Origin of the sequence: Nocardia salmonicida, from assembly GCF_036142455.1 — a bacterium.
Taxonomy (GTDB): Bacteria; Actinomycetota; Actinomycetes; order Mycobacteriales; family Mycobacteriaceae; genus Nocardia; species Nocardia salmonicida.
The window spans coordinates 1,689,292-1,709,739 of record NZ_CP108014.1; the positions used below are offsets into that span (position 1 = coordinate 1,689,292).

Consider the following 20,448-nt stretch of genomic DNA (forward strand, 5'->3'; position numbering starts at 1 on the left):
CCCCGTGGACCATTCGACCGATGGGAGAACAGGCATGACGATCACTAGCGGTGTCCGGCGGTACGGATCTCTCGCTGCTGTCCTGGCGAGCACGACGGCGGTGGTGGTGGGGCTGTGCGGCCCAGCCGGTGCCGCTACCGGCGGGTTCGGCTACCGCGACCTCAACGTCGAGGGACTGACGCGCGCCTTGATCGACCCACCTGCGGGAAAGTGCATCCCACTGCTGGCTCCGGCACGGCAGATGGACAACCAGACCGATGTAGTGGTTCAACTGTTTTCGAACTCGACGTGCGGCAGCCGCATCAGCGTGCTCCAGCCGGACACGACCACCACTACTGGTCCCCTCGTCGCAGCTGTGGTCTTCAACGGCTAGCCCGATCACGACCGGTAGCTGTACCGCGTGAACTCCGCCGACGCCGTTTCTCCGCGGCGTCGGCGGGGGAGTGCGATTCGGTCAGCCGATCTCCTTCCTCCGGTTGCCCCCGCGCGTGGCCCCGCAAAGTCGTTGTCTCAGTTGCGCAGATGATCGACGAGTGTGCCCTTCTCGCCGAACAGCGCTGCGGTCCAGTGCTCGAGCAGCGCTGTGTTGTCGGAGTCGTCGGGGTGGAAGCCCCGTTTGGTGTATGCCCCGACCCGGCGCTGGACGGCGCGCGTCAGGAACGGTGAGTGCGGAATCGCGGCAAGGCTGCGTACCAGCCGGATCGGGTTGTAGGTGGCGCGGTCGCCGAGCATCGACAGTGTGGTGTTGACGACGATTGCGGTGAAGAAGGACGCCGAGATGCCTCGCATCGCCCAGATCCGTCGGCGTTCTGTGCCGCCGGCGGCGCGGTAGGCGTCGAAGGCCACTGCCCGGTGTTCGGACTCCTCGATCGCGTGCCACAACAGCATCGACCGGACCTCGGTGGAGCCCAGCAGTGCCTGGGCTCGCTCGTCGCTGAGCAGCGTCTCGGCGAACACGGCGGTGAAGTGCTCGAGTGCGGCCGTGATCGCCAGACAGGTCAGCGGCGAGAAGAAGCGCTCGTACCTGATCAGGATTCGACGGGTGGTGCTGTCTCCTCGCCGCGTGGGATAGCCCATGTCCTGCAGGCGCTCGTTCAGGGCGCGATGCTCACGACCGTGGGTGACTTCCTGGCCGATAAAGCCCTGTATCTGTGACTTCAGTTCGGAATCGGTGATATCTCCGGCGAAACGGCGGACCGAGCGGACGAAGAAGTCCTCGCCCTCTGGGAACGTTGCCGAGAGATACGCGATCACGTGACTCATCACCAGGTCTCCGTCGACGAAGTGCCGGTCGAGTGTGCCAGTGGGATAAGAGAATTGGATACGGCGAGCACGCACGACTCGTTTGGTCGGATCGGTGGCGTTCATGAGGTTCCCCCCTCGATGGTTTCGTATTCGATCAGTGGTGTGACGAAAGGACATTCATCGGTCGGCGACTGGTGGCGGCGTGGTCGTGGCGAGGTAGGCGCGGATCATCGCCTTGAACGCGTCGAGGACCTCGACGGTACGGAACGGCTCGTAGCCGGGTATCGATTGCGCTGTGGCCAGACCGGTGAGTAGCGCGTAGACGAGATGCAGTCCCACCGTCTTGTCGAGCCGGTTGTGGGCATCATCGGTGGCCGGGAAAAGTTGGGCGTAAAGCAATTCGCTGGCCACCATGAATTGCCGATCGATCTCGATCATCGGAGCTGCCAAGTCCGGGTCGGTCCTAGCCGCCACCCACAACTCGTGCCAAGCGGTGAATGTGGGGCGCGCGTACATCGACCACAGCAGATCGATCGCCGCATCGAGCTTGTCTGCCGCGGGATCCAGGTCGGCCATCAACAGCCCGTAATCCTCGATCCGGCGTCCGAAGGAATGTGCCACCGCACCGGTCAGCAGATCGGCCTTGGTAGGAAAATGGTGCAGCAGCGCACCCAGTGATACCCCCGCACGGTGAGCTACCTCGGTTGTGGTCGTGGCCTTGTATCCGACCTCCACCAAGGCATCGAAGGTCGCGTCGAGTAGTGCGCGCCGGGTCTCGGCTGTCCGCTCGGCCTGCGTTCGCCGGATACGAGGTGTTGGCACGGGCCAAGCTTCACACACAAACAGTAAACCGTCAATGTTTCTTGTAAGAGCATCGCACCCGTCGGGGTCCACTGCCACGCGAACGTCCGTCACCATTGCTCCCGGATCGACGTCTGTTCTCTCTCCTGGATTATGGGTATCCCTGTGTTGACTTGATCTCACACAGCTAGGAAACCGCCATGAGCATGAGCAAGAAGATCGCGAATTCCGTCGAGGCCACCAAAGGGCGGATGAAGAAGGCGTACGGTCGCGCCACTGGCAACCGAAGCCTCGAGGCCGAAGGTCGGGCCGAACAGGTCAAGGGCAACCTGAAACAGTCCGCAGCCAAGATCAAAGACGCCTTCAAGAACTAGCTTCCCCCGAACGAGACCTCGCAGTAGATCTCGCGCGCCGACCGTCGCGGGCCACCTCGACGGATCCACCACACGGGGGTTTATCACCATGCCGAACAACACTGTCTCACCATCGTCGTACGACAACTCGTCCAGCACCGTGGCCAAGGTGGCCCAGAACAGCATCTTCGAACGATTCGCCCGCGCGGGCTTCGTTATGAGCGGGCTCGTGCACCTGTTCATCGGCTACATCGCCATCCGGCTCGCCCTCGGCGGCGAGGGCGGCACCGCCGACCAATCGGGGGCCATGGCCGAACTGGCCGCCAAGCCGGGCGGTGTCCTCGCGCTCTGGATCGGTGTCGTGGCGTTCTCGCTGATGGCGTTGTGGCGTCTTGCCGAAGCGGCACTCGGCAGCTCCTCCAAACCGGACTCCGACAGCAAGAAATCCGAGGCCGTCAACCGCGTCAAGGCATTCTCCTTGGCTGTGGTCTACCTCGGTTTCGCCATCTCCGCATTCGGATTCGCTCGAGGTGCGGGCAAATCCAGTAGCGAGCAGAGTACGGGGATCACCGCTGCGATGATGCGATCGAGCGTGGGCACGATAGCCCTCGTCGCCGCAGGGTTGATCATCATCGCGATCGGCGGCTATCACGTGTACAAGGGTGCGACCCAGAGCTTCCTCGATGACTTGCACGGCTCCCCGAGCAACCTGGTTCGTCGGTTGGGCACGGTGGGATACATCGCGAAGGGATTGGCCGTCGCGGCCATCGGATTGCTGGTGATCATCGCGGTGGGTCGATCCGATCCCAACGAAGCCAGCGGACTCGACGGCGCGTTCAAAACCCTGGGGGCACAGCCTTTCGGGGCGACCCTGTTGATCGCGGCAGGCCTGGGCATCATCACCTACGGCCTCTACAGTTTCGCCATGGCGCGATACACCAAGATGTAGCTGGCTCTGTGTGGGTATCGAATCCCGTCGAATGCACTACGCTCGCGGACACAAACTAGAACAGGTTCTCGGGGTGGGAGTGTGGGATGCGGACGGTTGCGGCTTTGCGGGCGACGGTAGTCGGCGCAGTTTTCGCGCTGGTAACGGCTTGCGCAGGATCGGCAATGGCAGTGCCACTGCCGGAACAGGATTCGTTCTACGCCGAGCCAAGTGGTCTCGCGGACCTACCCAACGGGACAGTGCTCACGTCTCGAGTGATCGAACCGGAGTCGTTCCTGCAGCCGCTGCCGGCAGATGCGTGGCAGGTGCAGTACAAGACGATCGACAATCATGGTTCACCCCGCGCCTACATCGCGACAGTTCTTGTACCGCAACAAGAATGGACCGGATACGGTCCGCGTCCGCTCCTGTCGTACCAGGTCGCCGAAGACGGTGTCGGCTCGAAATGCGCACCCTCCTACGCGCTGCGCGGTGGGATCGGCGACGTCCCGAGCAACGCATACACCGAGACCGGCATGATTCGGTTTGCACTGCAACAAGGGTGGGCTCTGGTCGTGTCGGACTATCAGGGGCCCGACTCCGATTTGTTCGGTGCCGACGGCTATGTCCACGGCATCCTGGACGGCATTCGCGCCGCGAGAGCGTTCGCGCCGGCGAATGTCGACCCCGAAGCGCCGATCGGCATGTGGGGATATTCCGGCGGGGCACAGGCCACCGCTATCGCAGCGCAAGCGCAAACTACCTACGCCCCGGATCTGAGATTGGCAGGGGTGGCGCTGGGCGGGATCGTCGCCGACCTGGAGGCCACCATGTCCGGTTTCAGCGGTGGAATCGCCGGCGGGGCGGCTGTGGTCGGCCTGGTGGGGTTGAACCGATCCTATCCGGAAGCCGATGTGGCTCAGTACCTCAATGAATCCGGCCGCGGGATGCTGGCCGCAAGCCAAGCCGATTGCCTGCTCGACGCCGCTATCGCGTATCCCTTCCTCGATGCGGCGGCGCTGGAAGCTCGGCCTGGATCGATTACGAACAACACCGAATTGAGCAAGGTGGTTCGGATGGCCAGTCCCTTGTTCCGCCCGGGCGTACCCGCCGTGCCGGTGCTGCTCCATCACGCCGTCGCTGACGAGTTCGCGCCCATCGGCTCGGCACGGGCACTGGCCGGAAAGTATTGTGCCGCTGGAGTTCCGGTGCAGCTGGTGGAGAATTCGGTCGGCGAGCACGGTACCGAAGCCGTGGTGGGATTGTCGACGGCCCTGACCTATCTGGGCGACCGATTCGCCGCGAAGCCGGCGGTAAGCACTTGCGTGCTCTAACGCTCGAGATCGCCTCGGGCCGTTGGTTTTCGGACCTGCCGGATGGTCGATTCGAACAGCGGCATGAGGCAGGTCCGGGTGTTCCGCTGCACATCACCAGCACGCGGACCAAAGTCTTTTGCGGGGCGGGCTCAGACGGCCTGGAACCTCAACGGAGCGGTCACGTCGAAGTTGCGGTCGACGACCTCGACGAGGTCGGTTCCATTGCTGCCCAGGCTATAACGTTCAGTCCATACCTGGACGCGCGAGAGGAATCCGACGAGGTCCCGGTGCACCTCGTTCAGCAGGTCCGGCAACAAGGATCGCGCCACCACGACGCTTTCCGCGGCACGGCGGTTCGCACCGCTGTCCTGCCACACGCGGAGCTCGTTGGCACCGATCTCGACCTCGGGGGTCGGGTCATGGCCAAGCCACGGCGAACTTCCCGTGAGCACCTCGGCCCACTCGCGCCAATCCTCGAGCCCAGCACAACATCCCGGTACCACCACTGCTCCGGTGATTGTGTCGGTCAATCGCAACCCCCCAGGTTGGAAGAGGGTCTCCGCGGCCAGCAGGTTTGCCACGACATCCTCTCGGCCACCTGGTTCCGCGACCTCTAGCCCAAGAGTCAGCCCGCTGACGAACAAACCGACTTCAGCGTCTGAGCAACCACCATTGATCGGCACCCATGAATAGGGGTCGGCCGAGGAGACCGGCCATGGTTGTGGCGGCTCGAAGTCGAAGTTCGGTACCTCGACGACAGCCTGCATCTTGATCACCTGGCCACTGAAGCAGAATCAATCGCGTATTTCCTCCGATTTACGGCATCGCGCAGGATGTGTTCGCACGAGTGAATCGGTTCGTTCGGTTCATAGCTCGAACAACGGTTCGCAACGTGTTCCTTCGGGTGTGAAGATCAGAATGTAGTCCTCGCAGGCCCGTGTCGTGGTCTGCCGAAGTTGTTCCAGGACTTCTGATTCAGAGGAAGTTCCAATCCGAGCGCTACGGCGGCTCGGTCGCGGCGCTCGAACAGATCCGGAAGGTCGCGCAAGTATTCTGCTGACGCTTTGTGACTCTCGTCCGGGGTGAGCGACGGGCAGTCACGCCACCAAGGCACAACGAGCAAGAGCTTCAACAACTCCGGTACGCCGATCGTTACCAGACCAGCAGCGCCGCTAGAGGCGTGTCGCCGTACGGACGAGGTCGGCGATGGCTCTGGATCTGCTGAGTGGTGGCCAGGCGATCACGGTCGTCACGGCCGGTGCGTCCGGCACCGGCACGATGGCGTGATCGTCGCGTAGCTGGGCGCGGAGCGACTCGGGCATAACCGCGCAGGCCCGTCCGAGCGTGATCAGCTGGGTCAACTGGGTGTGGTCGCGAACCTGTGGTCCGGGGCCGTCCGGATAACTTCCATCCGGTCGAGGCCAGCGCGGCAGGGGCAAGTCGGTCAGGGCGTTGACCTCGGCCATCGATAGGTGGGGTCGGTTGGCGAGAGGATGTCCCGCGGGTAGGACGACGATCTGCTGTTCGGTGTGCAAGTCCTCGGTGTCGAATCCGGTTGTGGTGTCGTAGGGCCGGTGGAGCAGAGCAACGTCGGCACTCCCGTTGCGGAGCAGTCTCTCCGGTTCGCCGGGTCCGCAGAGCATCACCTCGACTGCGACAGCGCAGGGATCGGCGGCGTAGGCGTCCAGCAGCTTCGACAATAGTTCGCGCGAGGCGCCCGCCTTGGTGGCCAGCACGACACCGGGCAGGTCGGCAGCGGCGCGGCGGGTGCGGCGCTCGGCGGCTTCGACCGCTTCGAGAACGATCCGGGCCTCGCGCAGCAGCACCGACCCGGCCTCGGTCAACGTGATCGCGCGAGTATTGCGGTGCAGCAGAACGACTCCGAGTCGCCGTTCGAGTTGCTGGATCGCCCGCGAGAGCGGCGGTTGCGCCATCGCGAGCCGTTGTGCCGCCCGCCCGAAGTGCAATTCCTCGGCTACCGCGACGAAGTATCGCAACTCCCGCGTCTCCACCGGGTGATCGTATCCGGCGCTCACCACGACCGATACCCGTGCGGTATCGTCGCCCACCCGATCGGTCTTGGACGCCCCACCCGAGTCCGCAACATGATCAACGGCATGAGTGAACCGACGATCGCACTGGTGACCGGCGCGAACAAAGGAATCGGATACGAGATCGCGGCAGGCCTGGGCGCGCTTGGCTGGCGAATCGGTGTGGGCGCGAGGGATCGACACCGCCGCGAGATTGCGGTGGAGAAACTGCGCGCGGCCGGGACCGACGCGTTCGGCGTGCCGCTTGACGTGGATGACGACGCGAGCGTCGCTGCCGCGGCCGAGTTGATCGCCGATTATGCCGGAGGGCTCGACGTCTTGGTCAACAATGCCGCGATCACCGGCGGTATGCCACAGACACCCACAACGGTCGATCCTGCGACCGTGCGAGCTGTCGTGGAAACCAACGTGATCGGCGTCATCCGGGTCACCAACGCGATGCTGCCCATGCTGCGCGGCTCGGCGTCACCACGAATCGTCAACATGTCCAGCAGCGTGGGCTCGCTCGCCCTGCAGACCACGCCCGGTATCGACATGGGCCCGGTCCCCGCTGCGTACTCGGCGTCGAAGACCTTCCTCAACGCCGTCACCATCCAATACGTCAAGGAACTGAGCGACACAGACATCCTGATCAATTCCGGCTGCCCGGGTTTCACCGCCACCGACCTCAACGGCTTGCGCGGCGTCCGTACACCGCAGCAGGGGGCGGCGATCGCCATTCACCTCGCGACCCTGCCCGATGACGGACCGACCGGCGGATTCTTCGACGACGCAGGAGCAGTGCCCTGGTGACGGCCCACTGCACCTCAGCCGATCTCTACCTCAACCTTGCCGTCGACAACTCTGACTGGAAACGTCCTCAACCCAGCCCAGGCCGGCGGGTGAACCTCGAGCGTCGAACAGATGTGCAGCAGTCTCCGGACTGTTCTCCACATAGTCAGCTATGGTCCGCGCAGTAGTCGGGCGAACCAACCGAAGCGGATTCCCTTGCCCCGCAGTCGCACCCGAAGCGAGGGACTCCGCCCCGAACAGTTCGCCATGCAGAGGTCCTGCCCTCAGCCACCGTTGGCCCGAGTGGGGTCGTGAAGACGACGGTACCCACCGGGGTGACGATTTCTGCCACTCCTACCCGGTGTTCCGGGTCCTCCTCGAGCTGAAGCACGGCCTTACGATGTGGCTTGGGTCGACCAGCGCTGCAGCGCGGTCCCGTGAGGCGTACTGGTCGGGGGTTTCCTCCCCGATCTCGCCGGTTTCGTCTCGATTCCGAGCAGCCACGGCTGCCTCGGCAGCGGCAAACACTTTCGAATCGTCGAGGTACCTGGTGTTCGGCTCTTGCTCAGCCACGAGTGGGAGCGTAGGCAGTTGGTCCGCACTGTGTCCGACTACATCCACCACCACCTCGGGCGATCTGGACCCAACGCTCGCTCATCGGCATGAGCGGACGTTAGACCGCGGGCAACTCCAAGGGAGAAGCACCTCCCACCGTGCCCCATTCGTGCCCCGAGCCAGGGTCAAAGGGGTAAATCCGGGTACCCCACGCGCCGGTAGCCCAGGTCAGGCCGTTTTCCGCCTATTCGCCTGCTTCCCAAGCAGTGAGATTTTCCGTCGGCAGATGCGGACGTTCGTGACCGCGCGGTATGCGGCAGAAGCGCGTGTTCGATTCCCTGGCGGTGCTAGCGGGTGTCGACGACGAGTTTGATGCCTAACCGAATAAGGACCGTCGCGGTGACGCGATCGGATGGCCGTTGTGGCGGCTCGGATGCGCTGGGCCGGAGGCTATACGCGTTCGCCGAGTGTGGCGACCAGCGTCGAGTTTCCGGCCCGGGTGTAGCGCCCGGCGATACCCTTCGCAGTGATCTCCGACGCCGGGACGACCCGCGGATCGACGAGCTTGTAGCGCTTGCCGACCCGCTGGATCTCGCCGCCACCCGCAGCCAGCACGTTCTTGACCCAATGGCTTTGCGGCCCATAAAGAATCGGTATCGCGAAGCCCTCCGGGGTATTGAAGCCGACGATCGGCGTCCTGAACGCGCGGCCTGATGACCGGCCCGTGTGATGCACGACCGCCCACGGCGGGAGTAGCCACGCCCAGAGACCCTGTATGCGGTTGGTGACGTACTTGTTGAAGGTCGCGACCGGACGAGGGAAACGCATGGTGCTGACACTACCGCCGAACACGAACCGCTGCCGGGGACGGCAGCAATGACCCCAGGCTCACCATCGGGTGTCGCCATCCAACGCCCATAGGCACAGAACGGGCACCGTAACGCCACATAATCGGCATGAGCGGACGTGGTCCGGCACCCCTGCGTGGCCGGGTAGCTCGACGCCACTGATCGCACGCTCGATCAGTTCGGTGTCACTCGTCGGCGAGCCAGTTGCCATGGAAACCGTGCGGGACGCGGGCAGGTAGGTGGATCGTGGCGACCGGTGGTGCGGCGAGATCGGCGGCGTCGAGGATGATCAGGTCGCTGCGGTCGGTGGCGGTGTTATAGAGGTAGGTCATGAGATAGCCGTCGCCGCCCGGGTGCTCGTCGGCAGGGGCGAAGGCGGCTTCGGCAGGTAGAAGACCCGGCGCGAATTCGTGGCTGGTGCTGGTTGCGGTGTGCAGGTCGTAGCGGATGAGGGCGCCGTGACCGGATTCGCCGGAGACGGTGGCGTGGCCGAAGCGAGTATCGAGACCGGCGCGGCGATCATCGATGCGGGGGAATTCGGCGTTTCGGTCGTCGAGCTGTTCCTCGGTGACGGTGCCGGTGGTCAGATCGATGGTCCAACGCCAGAGCGTGGACCGGTCGAAGGCGTCGGATCCGGTGCGCCACAGCTCCGGATAGCGCATGACGTGCAGGATGATTCGGCCCGGTTCGTCGTGGGCGTTGAGGCTGTGGAAGACGTAGCAGGGATCGATCGAGAACCAGCGGACTTCGCCGTGCGGGTCGTCGCGGCGCAGGACACCGAGCCGCGCCTGATAGTCGTCGCGCCATCGGAACGGCATGCCCGCACCGGATTTCGCGGTCTCGAAATCGAAAACCACCGGCAGATCCATGAATACGACATGCTCGGCGGTGAGGTTGAAATCGTGGTGCATCGTCGGTGCGGGCACATCGATGGGACGACTGAGCACCAGCGTGCCCGCGGCGTCGGCGCGGTGGTAGGTCAGGAAGGGTTCGCCGGTCAGGCTGTAGCCGAAGAAGTGCAGTTCGCCGGTGCTCGGGCAGGTCTTCGGGTGCGCTGTCATCGCGGTGCGCAGCGCGCCGTCGAAGTCGTAGGGACCGAGAGTGTCCAGCTCGCAGTTTATTTCGTACGGGTAGGACGATTCGACGAGGGCCAGCGTGTGTCCGGCGTGCCGGATGATGTGGGTATTGGCGACACCGGCGGCGAGATCGCGATTGCCGTGCTCGTCGTAGCCGCGGGCGCCATCGGTGAAGGTAGAGGTGCGCACCCAACGGTTGCGGTAGGAGACGGCGCGGCCGTGTTCGAGCCGAACACCGTGCACCATGCCGTCGCCGAGGAACCAATGCTTGGACGCCGCGGCGTGCGGGTTGGGGCCGTTGCGCAGGTACCAGCCGGTCAATTCGGGCGGAATCGTTCCGGTGACCGGCAATTCATACGCGGTCAGTTCTTCGGTGACAGGGGCGTAGTTACCGCTGAGGTAGGGCACTGAAGTGGTCATCGGGGCACCGATCTGGTCGAAATATCAGGAAATGGGCTCGCCGAGGGTCTTCGCCTTGGCCTGGATGTGGGCGACGTATCGGATCGTGAAGACGACCGGGATGACGAAGGCGGCGACCTGTGTGCAGGTGCGCAAGGTGGAAGAGGAATGGGCGAGGACAGTCAGCGCGACGCAGCCGATGGCGAAGCTCGCGGCCCATACCGAGGTGATGATGTAGTTGGTCCGGATGAAGCCGGGGTGTTCCCACATCTGTCGCGGAGTGCTCTGTTTCGCGATCGGCAGGGTGAAGGGCATCCGCACCGCGAGCGAGATGGCAGCGATCAGCGCGAGTACGCCCGAGGAGATGGCCGGACTGTAGGGATGCAGTGCGCTGTCCGGGTCGGCGAAAGCGAGCGCGGTGAGCGCGGCGAAGAACAGTGCGGAGCCGATATCGATGAGCTGGGAGTCCACGCGTCGGCCCGCTCTGGTCTGCCGGGCGATATTCGCGAGCGAAATGGCGAACGCGATCAGTGCGGCCCATTGCCAGTGCTGGGCGGGGACTACGGCGTACACGATCCACGGGGCGAAGGTGCGTAGGTACGACATGTTCGGTAGCTCCTGGGTTCGACCACGACATTCCAATTATGACATGTCCAAAGTAGAGTCAACGGTCGCGACATGTCAATAGTGGAATGTAAGGTGAGGTCATGAGCCTTCGTTATGCCTTGCTCGGACTCCTGGCCGATCGACCGGCGAGCGGCTACGACCTGCTGCAACGGTTCAAGGGGTCGTTGGCCAACGTCTGGTCCGCCACCCAGAGTCAGATCTACACCGAACTCACCAAGCTGGCCGACACGGGCTCGATCGCGGTATCGGATGAGGGGCCGCGCGGGCGCAAGGAGTACACGCTCACCCCTGCTGGACGGGAGGATCTTCGACACTGGCTGACCGATACCAGGCCGAAAGGGGTGCAGCGCAATGAGATGTTGCTTCGGGTCTTCTTCCTCGGGGTCATCGCGCCCGCCGACGCCGAAGATTATCTGACCGATATCGAGACCGGGGCCGCGAAAGCGCGAGCCGAACTGTCCGCGTTGCGGGCGGTCACCGACTGGGACGACAGCGATCTGTCCCACTACGGCCGCATGGCGATGGAGTGGGGCGAACGTTTCTATGCGATGAATGCGCAGTGGGCGCAGTGGGCCCTCGCCGCATCGGCCGCGCGTGAGCGGAGTCATTCCGGGGTCGAAGGTGCTGGGAGCCGACCCCCGCGCACCTAACGCATGCGGGATTTCGCTGTTGATTGCCACCCGATAAGCGGCATGACCGTGCGTTGAGTTCGTCAGCTATTCTGGTCCGCCCAGCGCGATCGGCCCGCCGACGACCCGATGGACGGTGACGCACGACACCGCCTACGGTTTCGCTCCGCGGATCCAGGCCGACGGCGACATTCGGGCCGAGTACGCGGTGCTCGCCGACGCGGCCACCGAACTGCACACCCTCCGATCGCTTCAGGACCCGCAGGTCACGGTCGTATAGTGCGCCTCGCTGTCGCGACCAGGCACTGGCCTACCGACTGACGCCGGAGAAGATCGGATTGATGTCGATCTTCTGTCCGAGCCCGACTAGAAGCAGTAGATCTTGCCGTAGGCGGTCCGGAAGATCGGAATCTGCTCTCCCGAAGTAGCTTTCCAGCACCGGAATCGGGTCGATCGCCTCACTGCGCCGGGACAACAAGTCGAGCAGCTCGATACGCACTCCCGCATCCTGTCGGACCGAACTCAACACCATCCCCACCCGCATGACTCCGGGGTACACAGGCAGGCTGAGCTGCCGGTAGGTCGGGCACTGCCGGTCGTTCAGACGACTACTCCGTTTACCGAACGTTACCCACCGATTCGCTGGACTCAATGTCTACTGAGTGGTTACCTCGTATGACCAATCGCTTGATCGGTTCTCGATGAGGAGCCCCAGATGTTCAGAACTATTCGCCGTGCCATCGTGGCTCTCGCGCTGTGCTGCGGCCTGTTCGCCGCGATTTCCTGCACCGCCGCGAACCCGCAACAGCCTGTCGCCGCCGACGCGCCGCGCTTGGCCGGCGCCGACAACTTCCGCGACATAGCGGGCACCGGTGCGGGATACGTGGCGCAGGGCGGTCACCGCGTGCGCAAGGGCGCGATCTACCGGTCCAACGCGTTGACGTTCGGCGACGCCGACTTGGCGGCGGTCCAGGGGCTCGGCATCGCCGATGTGATCGACATGCGCAATGCCTCGGAGATCGCCAAGGCTCCCGACCGGGTCCCGCCGGGCGCGTCGTATGTCAACATTCCGATCCTGGCCGGCGATGTCAGCCAGATCCCGGGCGGTATCACCAGTCCCGAGCAGGCAGCCGAATTGCTTCGCACCGCCAACCGGATGTTCGTCACCGATTCCGCAGCCCGAGAAGGCTTGTCGCAGACCCTGACTCGCATCGCCGAGCAGCCGGGTCCGGTCGTGATCCACTGCACCGCGGGCAAGGACCGCACCGGCTGGACGGCGTACCTGCTGCAGAGCCTGGTCGGCGTCGACGCGGACACGAGCATGAACGACTACCTGCTCACCAACGAGTACTCCGTAGCCTCGATCGAGGCTACGATCGCCCAGATTTCGGCGACCCGCGGACCCCAGGCGGCGGCCGTCTACCGCCCGTTCCTCGTGGTGGACCGCACCTATCTGGAGGCGGGCATCGCCCAGCTGAACTCGGACTACGGCACCGTCGACAAGTACCTGCGCGACGGTCTGGGCCTGCGCCCTGAGGTCGTCGACGCACTGCGGGCCAAACTCCTCCAGTAGTCAGGGAGAACGCCCCCGCCGGAACGGTACTTCGGCGGGACGTCGGGTTCACCTGGTCAGCCCGATTGGGGTCAGCAGGTGTGAGCAGCCAGGTGTGCTTCGTCCGTATGCGCACGTCGCTGACACTTCGTGGTCAGTTCGGGCAGCGGGGTCAGAGGGCGGCGGTGACCGCGCAACTGTCGGTGGTGTCATACATGATCGACGCGTCACGCCGAGAGACGGAGAAGTGCCATGCCGATCACAAACCACCAGACCGCAGGGCATGCGTTCCTGCGAGAGATGTACGAGGCCCCTACTATCCCGATGCCGTCCTCGACCAGTGCACGGCGGTCTTGCAGCGGCTGTGCGAGACGATCGAGTCGGAGCGACCATCGGATCTGGCGACCCTATACGTGCTTACCCGAGCAGCGACGGCGGAGTTCAACGACTTGCAGGCCGAGTTCGAGGCGGCCGGTAGCGAAATCGAGACGGTCGCGCGCGAATCGATCGCCGCCGACTTCTGCTCGATCGCCTCGGCTTACGGGTTCACGGATGCGGATTCCGAGGAACTGATCGCCGGGCGAGACTGGTGAGCTGCGGGTTGGTGTCGATGCGGGGCGTGATCCGGTGGACTTCGACGTCCGGTCGGTCCTGACCGATAATCGAACCGGATCTCGCTGGTGGCAGTCAATCGCTTGCGCTGCAAGCGCTTCGGGAAGACGTTGCCCGGAATGTGAGGTGCTGTGTCCGTTGTAGCGGGTGTTCGTGTCGAGCCGTCGGTCAGCTCCCTGCTCAGCGGGGCGATCGTGGCGGGGCTACCTGCACCCCCGGCGGACGGAGGTTCGATCAAGATCGCGGCCTTCGCCATCATCGGCGGGTTGCTCGAAACCTTGCTGGCGTGGATAGACGGTCAGCTCGACTCACCCATGGATCGGGTCTCGAACTGTTCATCGACATCTCTGTAGGCACCATGGAGCGCCCTGACAGGTGCGTGACCGCGGGATAGGCACCACGCCCACTTTGCGATTTCCGAGGCTCGCCTCATGATCGGCGCCTCGTTTCGGCCGAGCTGATCTCGCTCATGAGTTGTGTCGCCACGGTAGTCACATGGCTGGCGAAGGCATTCCGGTCGGTGCCGAGACTGCCTTCCGTCCACTCGACGAACAGTGAAATCAAGGCGCCGAAGAGTGCCGAAAAGTGCATGCGGACACTGGGATCGTCAGGGGAACCCACGATGCGGTCACCCAGTGCGGCTGTCGCGATAGCCGGAATGGTTTCTCGCACATAGCCCCGCAGTCGCACATCCGCTACCGGCTCGACCAGCAGGATGCGGCAGACACGAGGATCGGCCTCCATCAGGCGGGCGGCGGCCTCGAACACCGCGTGCAGGTCCTCGGATGCCACCCCGGGCGCAACAGCTTGTTGTAGGCGAGACAGCGCCGCCCGGTACACCGCGTGCAGCAGCACGTCTGTGTCGGCGAAGCTCTCGTAGAAGAACCGCTGACTCAGGCCCGCCGCCCGGCAGACGGACCTCATACCAAGGGCGGAAACACCTTGCGTGCCAACTATTTCGACACCCACATCGATCAGCCGCGCCCGTCGGTCGGCGGCGCGGCTCTCAGCCGTCTGTCCTCCGTAACTCCTTGACACCGCAACACTTTACAACAACGATCATTCATCAGGAAGCATCTGCTTCCGGATGGAGAGGTCATGTTCACCGAGGAGCAGTTCCAACTGTCACTGCGACAGCCGCGCCTGACACAGCCGATACCGACAGTGCTGACGAACCGCGCCGAGCCGGTCGAAGTTCTCGATGAGGCCGCGCTGACCGCCATGACACAGACGTGGTTCGACGAATACGAGAAGAAGATCGAGTTCTATGCCGACCACGGCCTCGATATCGCCTGGACCCTCGACTGGGCGAAGAAGTACTGGTGGAGCTGGCAGACCCGGGATATGAGCCACAACCACGAGCTGTACACACACGATCTCAGGTACAAGGATGTGACGACGCTCGGCGCGACCATGGTCGGCCTCGACGAATTCGTGGCCTACAACTTCGCGTTCTTCGATGCCATCCCCGACTGGCGGTACGACCCGATACCCGGACAGTGCTACATCGACCTGTCACCCGACGGTGAGGTCAGAATGGTCGTGCGCTACTACGGAAGTGGTCACATCGTCGGGCCGCTGAAGCTTCATCCCTATGGAGCGGACGCCCCCGCGATCCCTGGCAACGGCGCGTTCATCCAGTGCACCGCCGTGGACCGGTATCACTTCAACGCCGAACACCTGATGTACGAAGGCGAAACGCTCTATGACCTGCTCGACGGAGTTCAGCTGGCCGGAATCGTACCGGGGCCATCGACCACAGCCTTCAAATGGCTGATGCGCGGCGCAGGACTCGCAACCCGGACCATCACCAGACTTCGCCCTCCCGTCACCCGGCATCGCTCGACATCTATCCGGTAATCGGCGTGTGCGTGCGTTGGCGAGATCAACTGGCGGCCAACCGAACCGCGCGCCCAGCGGCATGAGCGGATACTCTTGACAAAGAGTCTGAAACCATTGTGGGGTATTCGGACACCGCCCTTCTCGGGCGTCGCTGATTCACCACACCACCGACGCTGTCAGCACGATCTCGGGCGGATTCGGCGGCGTCTCGGGTTCGATATGTCTGCCGATTCCATGAGGTGAGTTAACCAGGGCGATAGGGGGATTCGCGATGAAGAGTTCGGTTTCGAGTCATGATTGGTGCGTCTCCCATACTGCCGCGTTCGGATCACCCGGCGAACGGCATGAGCGTGCGTTCGGTGGAGCGGGCCCGCGGATCGTCCGACGGGCCCGCCTGGTCGATGTCAGACGCAGTGTGCGGGCGGGGCCGGGCTCCAGCTGCCGATGCAGCCCGCAGCGATATACGCGAGTAGATCGATTACGGCCGAGCCGGTCTGTAGGACGACCGGTTCGGCTGCGGCGGTGTGGCTGATGGTGGGCTGCGTCGGTGTTTCGGGCACGGCGATGGCGAGTCCGGTTGAGGCGGCGCCTAACGCGGCGACCGCGATGGCAAGGGCAGCAAAGCGTTTCACTAGCATGCGAGTGAGCCTAATGTGAAACATGGGTATTTAGACATGGATCGAGACCCCCTGATTTCGGGGGGTTGCGACGGACCGACTTGGATATCGTTGTCCAGATCGCTGGGTCAGGGCGCCGAAAAATGCGACACCACTGAGGAATACGCACAGCGACTGTCCCGGCGAGCCTCGACCGCTCTCGATCAGTTGACGGCCACGGAGAGCGCCGGCTTGTCGCCGTCGGCGGCGTATGCCAGCGCGTAATAGTCGACGATCAGCTGCGCCACCGCGGTGCGCGCAGGCCGTCCTCGGTCTCGAGAAGTGGTGCTGAACCAGCCCGACAGTCACCCCCCGCTGCAGGGCTCAGCGTCACGCAGGAACTCAGTGCGTTCGCACGAAACTAAGTGGCGCCGAACATGTCCGAATGAACCTGCACCGGGAACAATGGAGTATGCGGTCACCGCTGATGGTGTGGAGACCGCACGCGGTCACTCCGCCTAACGAAGGTTGGTGAATCCACCGATGTCGACACCGATGTATGACGAGATCCTGCCCCACGGCGAACGAGACGGATTCGGGCTACGGGTCGGTGCGATCATCGACCGCGGCGGAGAGATATTGCTACTGGAAGCGAACAGTACCGGGCCGGTGCGGCTCACCCGCAAGCTCCCCGGTGCCACCGTGGAACCCGGAGAATCGGTTGCCGCGGCTCTGACACGGGGCGTCCGCGAGGAAACCGGCCTGACCGTCATCGGCATCCGGCATCACGTCGGCGACTTCGACTACCTGTCCCCGGCCGGAAAGCCGGTGCGACGCTTGCACTTCGCCGTCGACGTGAAAGCCACCGAACCCATCCACCTCTCCACGCATGCCGGGTACCTGTGGGCGACCTTGGACCGAGACCTGCTCGTCACGCCCTCGATCCGCGAAATCCTCGGGGCCTACAAGAACCTCGTCTGCACCTGAGCGGCCGACACCGCGCGGACCCAAGCCTCGCTCGATCCCGGGCCGCAGTACGGATCGCCCCGCGCGCCCGGTCGCGCGGGGCGAGCACGCGCACCAATTCCCTTCCAGCGTAGCGCCTTTCATAGCGGCACATGGTCTCGTTCGTCCGTGTGTGCGATAGCGTGGAACGGTTGTCTGGATCGAGTGGAGAGTGGGCGAATGCCGTTTGTCACAAGTGGGGGCGTGCGGATTCATTACACGGATACCGGGGGCGACGGGCGAGTGGTGGTGCTGGGACACAGCCTGTTCATGGATCAGGAGATGTTCGCCCCACAGGTGCGGGCGCTGACGCCGGACTATCGGCTGATCGCGATCGACTCGCGGGGGCACGGGCCCAGCGAAGACCCCGGAACTCCTTTCAGCTATTGGGATTTGGCGCGGGATGCGTGGGCGGTGGTGGATGCGCTCGGACTGGAGCACGTCGTGGTCGGCGGGGTCGCGCATGGCGGATTCACCGCACTGCGGATGGCCCTGCTGGCGCATTCCCGGGTCGACGGGTTGATCGTCATCGGGTCCACAGCCGCGGCCATGCCCGCGCGGCGCAAGGTCGGATATCGGGAGGTATTCGATGCCTGGACCGGCGACGTGCCGTTGGCGCCGACCGTCAAGATGGTGTCTTCGCTGATGATCGGAGCAGGCGCGGAGGATCAAAAGCCGTGGCGGGACAAATGGCTGGCGTCGGACCGGGTGCGCGCCCGGTTGGCAGGCGAGTGTCTGGTCAATCGGGATTCGGTGCTCGAGCTGCTCGGCGATATCGAGTGTCCGGCGCTGGTCATCCGCGGGATGGCCGATCAGGCCAATGACGCCGGGGAGATGGATGAGATGGCTCGCGCGCTGGGCAGGCCGACCGAGGTGCACACCATCGCCGGGGCGTCGCTGACACCGAATCTGACGCATCCGGACGAGGTGAATCCGCTACTGCGGAGTTTTCTGGACGGATTGCCCGAGCGCTCACTGTTGCGCTCCTGACTCCACCAGCCCGATGAACAGCTGGTGCGCCGGTCCGGGCGCGGTACCCCGGTAGCGCTGCACGCGGACATCGAAGACGGTGGCGGTCTTGGGATCGCGGAGTGTGAAATCTGGGTCCTGGCGGCCGATGTGGACGTGCCCGGCGGCCCACAATCGCCGGAAGTCCGGTTGCTCGCCGAGGTCGCGCAGCACAGTGTCGATGTCCTCGCGATCGGGAGCGCCTGCGGCGTAGGCGCGGAAGCGGCCGACCATCAGGCCCGCCTCCCGTTCCCATTCCTCGACGACGATGCGGGCCCGCGGATCGGTGAACATCCACCGCAGCACGTGCCCGTTGCGGGCCAGGCCGGGCAGGGCGGCGTCGAAGGCCGCATTGCAGTCGACGATGCGCCAGCCGTCGTCGAGGGCGGCCGCCAGATGAGGGAGCAGCGCGTCGAGCGTGGCGCGCACCGACCGCGCCTCGGCGTCGTCACGGCGCAGCACCTGCGGATTCGGCAGCACCGGCCGCTGCTGGGCGAGGTGATAGAGGTGAATCCGCTCGGCCAGCTCCAGTTTCAGCACCGAAGCGAGCGAATCCAGCACGGCCGGACCGGGATTGAGCGCCTCACCCTGCTCGATCTTCGCGAAATAGCCGAGGCTGGCATGGGTGGCCTCGGCCAGCTGCTTGCGGGTCAAGCCGGTCGGGTGATCGGCGCAGGGGCGGCTACGTCGTTCTCGGACGAAGTCGGCCAGCGTCGGGGCCCGCAGCTTGTCGGCGTCCGCGCCGATGTCGTTGTCAGTCACCAACATTCCCGTCGTCCGTACTCACCGCCAAGATCGTTCGCCTCAGGATAGGCCGCCGCTGCGCCGGATTTCGAGGCGAGCCGCCGTTTCGCACCACCCCTGCCGATAGCACCGCACCGAAGCACGCACCCGGCCGGTGGTACCGGCGTGTGGGTGCGCACCTGACTGGGGTCTCCCAGAGGTTGCCAAATCGAGACCTCACATTCGATATTTGAAATGCGGATGCGGCATCGAAGCCGGTCAATTCATTCGCGAATGGCACCACAGCGGGAGTGAGCACGGAAATGGCAAGCAATGCACCGTATTCCGGCACAGCGGGACTGCGTTCGCGCACGATCACTATCGGTGAGCAATCGATTCCCTATTACTTCGGCGAAGACTGTATTGCCGAGATCGCGGATGCGATAGCAGGTTTCGGCCCGGACAAGCTGGTCATCGTCACTGACGATGAACTGGCCGGATTGCACGCCAGGGATATCGAAAGATTGTCGAAGAGTGTCCCGTCGATCATCCTCACACATCCCGCCGGCGAATCGATGAAGACGCTGTCGTGCCTGTCGGATCACCTGGAGGCGGCGCTGCGGGCGGGCATCACCCGGCGCTCGATCGTGGTGTCCTTCGGCGGGGGCGTACCGGGCAATCTCGCGGGGCTGATGGCGAATCTGCTGTTCCGTGGGGTGCGGCTGGTGCATGTGCCGACCACGACCATCGCCGCCATGGACTCGGTGCTGTCGCTGAAGCAGGCGATCAACAGCGGTGTCGGCAAGAATCACATCGGCACGTTCTATGCGCCGACGGCCGTCTACACCGACGTGCGACTGCTCGCCACGCTGCCCGAGCGTGAATTGCGTTCCGGGCTGTGCGAAATGGCGAAGAATTGCCTGGCGATTCAACCGGCGGCGCTGGATCAGTTGCGGGCGGTCATCGCGAGCGATGATTTCGCGACACCGAACAATCTGCTGTGGTTGCTCGATGCGAGCATTGCCGCGAAGTCCGCGGTTACTCGCAACGATACTTTCGAGCGTGGCGCGGGGTTGGTCCTGGAATACGGTCACACAGTCGGCCATGCCATCGAGATCTGCGATCACAAAGCCCGTGGCGCGGCTGGTATTCCACACGGCACGGCGATTGCCCTGGGGATGCTGGTGGCCGCGCACATCTCCCATGCGCGAGGGTGGCTCTCCGACGACGAGGTGAGCACACACTACGAGATCGTGACCGGGCTCGGGGTCGAACCCGGTCTGCCCGAAGCCGTCCGGGTCGCCGATGTGCTGGCGGTGGTGGCCGATGACAACAAGAAGGGCTACCTCGAGGCGCGGCCGGAGGCGGTGCCGTTCGTGCTGCTGCGAGCACTGGGCAGGCCCGAGCTCACCGGAGATCTTCCGCTGGTGCATGTTTCGCTCATCGAGATCCGGGAGGCGCTCGACGTCATCGCGCAGACGGCCGTTCCCGCTCGCGCGGTCGGCGTGTGA

At 64.3% G+C, this 20,448-nt stretch carries 25 protein-coding genes; 14 read left to right on the forward strand and 11 right to left on the reverse strand.

The window, feature by feature from the left end; genetic code table 11:
* The first annotated feature begins 34 nt into the window (after positions 1 to 34).
* Positions 35 to 373 (forward strand): hypothetical protein, encoded by a 339-nt coding sequence (locus OHS03_RS08030; protein WP_328662001.1) that lies wholly within the window; start codon positions 35 to 37, stop codon positions 371 to 373.
* Positions 374 to 510: 137 nt separating this feature from the next.
* On the opposite strand, the gene OHS03_RS08035 is transcribed toward OHS03_RS08030, so the two are convergent.
* Together OHS03_RS08035 and OHS03_RS08040 are read right to left on the reverse strand one after the other, a co-directional pair.
* Entirely contained in the window at positions 511 to 1,368 is an 858-nt protein-coding gene (locus tag OHS03_RS08035) for a metal-dependent hydrolase (RefSeq protein ID WP_328662003.1), read from the reverse strand.
* Between the two features lie 54 nt (positions 1,369 to 1,422).
* Positions 1,423 to 2,067: a TetR/AcrR family transcriptional regulator gene (locus tag OHS03_RS08040; protein WP_328662005.1), complete on the reverse strand. Its 645-nt coding sequence runs from the start codon at positions 2,065 to 2,067 to the stop codon at positions 1,423 to 1,425.
* A gap of 185 nt (positions 2,068 to 2,252) precedes the next feature.
* Here OHS03_RS08040 and OHS03_RS08045 point away from each other — a divergent pair, with 185 nt between their 5' ends.
* The 3 genes from OHS03_RS08045 (at position 2,253) to OHS03_RS08055 (ending at position 4,661) form a co-directional block, all read left to right on the forward strand.
* Positions 2,253 to 2,420 carry a CsbD family protein gene (locus OHS03_RS08045; RefSeq protein ID WP_328664132.1) on the forward strand — a complete coding sequence of 56 codons (168 nt, stop codon included), beginning with the start codon at positions 2,253 to 2,255 and terminating at the stop codon, positions 2,418 to 2,420.
* An 88-nt stretch (positions 2,421 to 2,508) separates the two neighbouring features.
* Complete coding sequence (locus OHS03_RS08050; protein ID WP_062981770.1) at positions 2,509 to 3,348, forward strand: DUF1206 domain-containing protein; 840 nt, start codon at positions 2,509 to 2,511, stop codon at positions 3,346 to 3,348.
* 86 nt (positions 3,349 to 3,434) lie between these two features.
* The gene (locus tag OHS03_RS08055) at positions 3,435 to 4,661 is read left to right on the forward strand and encodes a lipase family protein (RefSeq protein WP_328662007.1); all 1,227 of its coding nucleotides are present in this window, start codon (positions 3,435 to 3,437) and stop codon (positions 4,659 to 4,661) included.
* 131 nt (positions 4,662 to 4,792) lie between these two features.
* Here the strand turns inward: OHS03_RS08055 and OHS03_RS08060 are convergent, their stop codons facing one another.
* Together OHS03_RS08060 and OHS03_RS08065 are read right to left on the reverse strand one after the other, a co-directional pair.
* Positions 4,793 to 5,419 carry a hypothetical protein gene (locus OHS03_RS08060; RefSeq protein WP_328662011.1) on the reverse strand — a complete coding sequence of 209 codons (627 nt, stop codon included), beginning with the start codon at positions 5,417 to 5,419 and terminating at the stop codon, positions 4,793 to 4,795.
* A gap of 396 nt (positions 5,420 to 5,815) precedes the next feature.
* Positions 5,816 to 6,655 carry a LysR family transcriptional regulator gene (locus tag OHS03_RS08065; RefSeq protein WP_328662013.1) on the reverse strand — a complete coding sequence of 280 codons (840 nt, stop codon included), beginning with the start codon at positions 6,653 to 6,655 and terminating at the stop codon, positions 5,816 to 5,818.
* Between the two features lie 105 nt (positions 6,656 to 6,760).
* Between OHS03_RS08065 and OHS03_RS08070 the strand changes: the two genes are divergently transcribed.
* Positions 6,761 to 7,486 (forward strand): SDR family NAD(P)-dependent oxidoreductase, encoded by a 726-nt coding sequence (locus OHS03_RS08070; RefSeq protein WP_328662015.1) that lies wholly within the window; start codon positions 6,761 to 6,763, stop codon positions 7,484 to 7,486.
* A 984-nt stretch (positions 7,487 to 8,470) separates the two neighbouring features.
* Here OHS03_RS08070 and OHS03_RS08075 read toward each other — a convergent pair.
* The 3 genes from OHS03_RS08075 to OHS03_RS08085 all read right to left on the reverse strand — a co-directional run bounded on the left by OHS03_RS08075 (position 8,471) and on the right by OHS03_RS08085 (position 10,949).
* Positions 8,471 to 8,848: a nitroreductase family deazaflavin-dependent oxidoreductase gene (locus OHS03_RS08075; RefSeq protein ID WP_194827533.1), complete on the reverse strand. Its 378-nt coding sequence runs from the start codon at positions 8,846 to 8,848 to the stop codon at positions 8,471 to 8,473.
* A gap of 205 nt (positions 8,849 to 9,053) precedes the next feature.
* On the reverse strand, positions 9,054 to 10,364 hold the full coding sequence (locus tag OHS03_RS08080) for a carotenoid oxygenase family protein (protein WP_328662018.1): 1,311 nt from the start codon (positions 10,362 to 10,364) through the stop codon (positions 9,054 to 9,056).
* Between the two features lie 24 nt (positions 10,365 to 10,388).
* On the reverse strand, positions 10,389 to 10,949 hold the full coding sequence (locus OHS03_RS08085; RefSeq protein WP_328662020.1) for a DUF3159 domain-containing protein: 561 nt from the start codon (positions 10,947 to 10,949) through the stop codon (positions 10,389 to 10,391).
* A 101-nt stretch (positions 10,950 to 11,050) separates the two neighbouring features.
* Here OHS03_RS08085 and OHS03_RS08090 point away from each other — a divergent pair, with 101 nt between their 5' ends.
* Together OHS03_RS08090 and OHS03_RS08095 are read left to right on the forward strand one after the other, a co-directional pair.
* Positions 11,051 to 11,620 carry a PadR family transcriptional regulator gene (locus OHS03_RS08090; RefSeq protein WP_328662022.1) on the forward strand — a complete coding sequence of 190 codons (570 nt, stop codon included), beginning with the start codon at positions 11,051 to 11,053 and terminating at the stop codon, positions 11,618 to 11,620.
* Between the two features lie 115 nt (positions 11,621 to 11,735).
* Positions 11,736 to 11,879 (forward strand): hypothetical protein, encoded by a 144-nt coding sequence (locus OHS03_RS08095; RefSeq protein WP_328662024.1) that lies wholly within the window; start codon positions 11,736 to 11,738, stop codon positions 11,877 to 11,879.
* A gap of 30 nt (positions 11,880 to 11,909) precedes the next feature.
* Here OHS03_RS08095 and OHS03_RS08100 read toward each other — a convergent pair whose 3' ends face one another.
* Positions 11,910 to 12,098, reverse strand: a complete 189-nt coding sequence (locus OHS03_RS08100; RefSeq protein ID WP_328662026.1) for a hypothetical protein — start codon at positions 12,096 to 12,098, stop codon at positions 11,910 to 11,912.
* A 216-nt stretch (positions 12,099 to 12,314) separates the two neighbouring features.
* On the opposite strand from OHS03_RS08100, the gene OHS03_RS08105 reads away from it, so the two are divergent.
* The 3 genes from OHS03_RS08105 to OHS03_RS08115 all read left to right on the forward strand — a co-directional run bounded on the left by OHS03_RS08105 (position 12,315) and on the right by OHS03_RS08115 (position 14,116).
* Positions 12,315 to 13,172 (forward strand): tyrosine-protein phosphatase, encoded by an 858-nt coding sequence (locus tag OHS03_RS08105; RefSeq protein ID WP_328662027.1) that lies wholly within the window; start codon positions 12,315 to 12,317, stop codon positions 13,170 to 13,172.
* A gap of 164 nt (positions 13,173 to 13,336) precedes the next feature.
* Positions 13,337 to 13,744, forward strand: coding sequence for a DUF5713 family protein (locus OHS03_RS08110; RefSeq protein WP_328662029.1), 408 nt, complete (start codon positions 13,337 to 13,339; stop codon positions 13,742 to 13,744).
* Positions 13,745 to 13,894: 150 nt separating this feature from the next.
* Complete coding sequence (locus tag OHS03_RS08115) at positions 13,895 to 14,116, forward strand: hypothetical protein (RefSeq protein WP_328662032.1); 222 nt, start codon at positions 13,895 to 13,897, stop codon at positions 14,114 to 14,116.
* Between the two features lie 76 nt (positions 14,117 to 14,192).
* On the opposite strand, the gene OHS03_RS08120 is transcribed toward OHS03_RS08115, so the two are convergent.
* On the reverse strand, positions 14,193 to 14,732 hold the full coding sequence (locus OHS03_RS08120; RefSeq protein ID WP_328662033.1) for a TetR/AcrR family transcriptional regulator: 540 nt from the start codon (positions 14,730 to 14,732) through the stop codon (positions 14,193 to 14,195).
* A gap of 129 nt (positions 14,733 to 14,861) precedes the next feature.
* Between OHS03_RS08120 and OHS03_RS08125 the strand changes: the two genes are divergently transcribed.
* Entirely contained in the window at positions 14,862 to 15,623 is a 762-nt protein-coding gene (locus OHS03_RS08125) for a nuclear transport factor 2 family protein (RefSeq protein ID WP_328662034.1), read from the forward strand.
* A gap of 386 nt (positions 15,624 to 16,009) precedes the next feature.
* Here OHS03_RS08125 and OHS03_RS08130 read toward each other — a convergent pair whose 3' ends face one another.
* The gene (locus tag OHS03_RS08130; protein ID WP_328662036.1) at positions 16,010 to 16,243 is read right to left on the reverse strand and encodes a hypothetical protein; all 234 of its coding nucleotides are present in this window, start codon (positions 16,241 to 16,243) and stop codon (positions 16,010 to 16,012) included.
* 501 nt (positions 16,244 to 16,744) lie between these two features.
* Here OHS03_RS08130 and OHS03_RS08135 point away from each other — a divergent pair.
* Positions 16,745 to 17,188 (forward strand): NUDIX hydrolase, encoded by a 444-nt coding sequence (locus OHS03_RS08135; protein WP_328662038.1) that lies wholly within the window; start codon positions 16,745 to 16,747, stop codon positions 17,186 to 17,188.
* Between the two features lie 198 nt (positions 17,189 to 17,386).
* Complete coding sequence (locus OHS03_RS08140; RefSeq protein ID WP_328662040.1) at positions 17,387 to 18,196, forward strand: alpha/beta fold hydrolase; 810 nt, start codon at positions 17,387 to 17,389, stop codon at positions 18,194 to 18,196.
* Here the strand turns inward: OHS03_RS08140 and OHS03_RS08145 are convergent.
* Positions 18,179 to 18,976: a helix-turn-helix domain-containing protein gene (locus tag OHS03_RS08145; RefSeq protein WP_328662042.1), complete on the reverse strand. Its 798-nt coding sequence runs from the start codon at positions 18,974 to 18,976 to the stop codon at positions 18,179 to 18,181. The two genes, OHS03_RS08140 and OHS03_RS08145, sit on opposite strands and share 18 nt — an antisense overlap.
* Before the next feature lie 284 nt (positions 18,977 to 19,260).
* Here OHS03_RS08145 and OHS03_RS08150 point away from each other — a divergent pair, with 284 nt between their 5' ends.
* Positions 19,261 to 20,448 (forward strand): 2-deoxy-scyllo-inosose synthase, encoded by a 1,188-nt coding sequence (locus OHS03_RS08150; protein WP_328662044.1) that lies wholly within the window; start codon positions 19,261 to 19,263, stop codon positions 20,446 to 20,448.

Bases quoted from the DNA above. Each gene is read 5' to 3' on its own strand.
- OHS03_RS08075 (WP_194827533.1), bottom strand. From the start codon at position 8,848: ATGCGTTTCCCTCGTCCGGTCGCGACCTTCAACAAGTACGTCACCAAC.
- OHS03_RS08050 (WP_062981770.1), top strand. From the start codon at position 2,509: ATGCCGAACAACACTGTCTCACCATCGTCGTACGACAACTCGTCCAGC.
- OHS03_RS08105 (WP_328662027.1), top strand. From the start codon at position 12,315: ATGTTCAGAACTATTCGCCGTGCCATCGTGGCTCTCGCGCTGTGCTGC.
- OHS03_RS08070 (WP_328662015.1), top strand. From the start codon at position 6,761: ATGAGTGAACCGACGATCGCACTGGTGACCGGCGCGAACAAAGGAATC.
- OHS03_RS08090 (WP_328662022.1), top strand. From the start codon at position 11,051: ATGAGCCTTCGTTATGCCTTGCTCGGACTCCTGGCCGATCGACCGGCG.
- OHS03_RS08055 (WP_328662007.1), top strand. From the start codon at position 3,435: ATGCGGACGGTTGCGGCTTTGCGGGCGACGGTAGTCGGCGCAGTTTTC.
- OHS03_RS08150 (WP_328662044.1), top strand. From the start codon at position 19,261: ATGGCAAGCAATGCACCGTATTCCGGCACAGCGGGACTGCGTTCGCGC.
- OHS03_RS08045 (WP_328664132.1), top strand. From the start codon at position 2,253: ATGAGCAAGAAGATCGCGAATTCCGTCGAGGCCACCAAAGGGCGGATG.
- OHS03_RS08135 (WP_328662038.1), top strand. From the start codon at position 16,745: ATGTCGACACCGATGTATGACGAGATCCTGCCCCACGGCGAACGAGAC.
- OHS03_RS08035 (WP_328662003.1), bottom strand. From the start codon at position 1,368: ATGAACGCCACCGATCCGACCAAACGAGTCGTGCGTGCTCGCCGTATC.
- OHS03_RS08080 (WP_328662018.1), bottom strand. From the start codon at position 10,364: ATGACCACTTCAGTGCCCTACCTCAGCGGTAACTACGCCCCTGTCACC.
- OHS03_RS08030 (WP_328662001.1), top strand. From the start codon at position 35: ATGACGATCACTAGCGGTGTCCGGCGGTACGGATCTCTCGCTGCTGTC.
- OHS03_RS08085 (WP_328662020.1), bottom strand. From the start codon at position 10,949: ATGTCGTACCTACGCACCTTCGCCCCGTGGATCGTGTACGCCGTAGTC.
- OHS03_RS08140 (WP_328662040.1), top strand. From the start codon at position 17,387: ATGCCGTTTGTCACAAGTGGGGGCGTGCGGATTCATTACACGGATACC.
- OHS03_RS08125 (WP_328662034.1), top strand. From the start codon at position 14,862: ATGTTCACCGAGGAGCAGTTCCAACTGTCACTGCGACAGCCGCGCCTG.
- OHS03_RS08130 (WP_328662036.1), bottom strand. From the start codon at position 16,243: ATGCTAGTGAAACGCTTTGCTGCCCTTGCCATCGCGGTCGCCGCGTTA.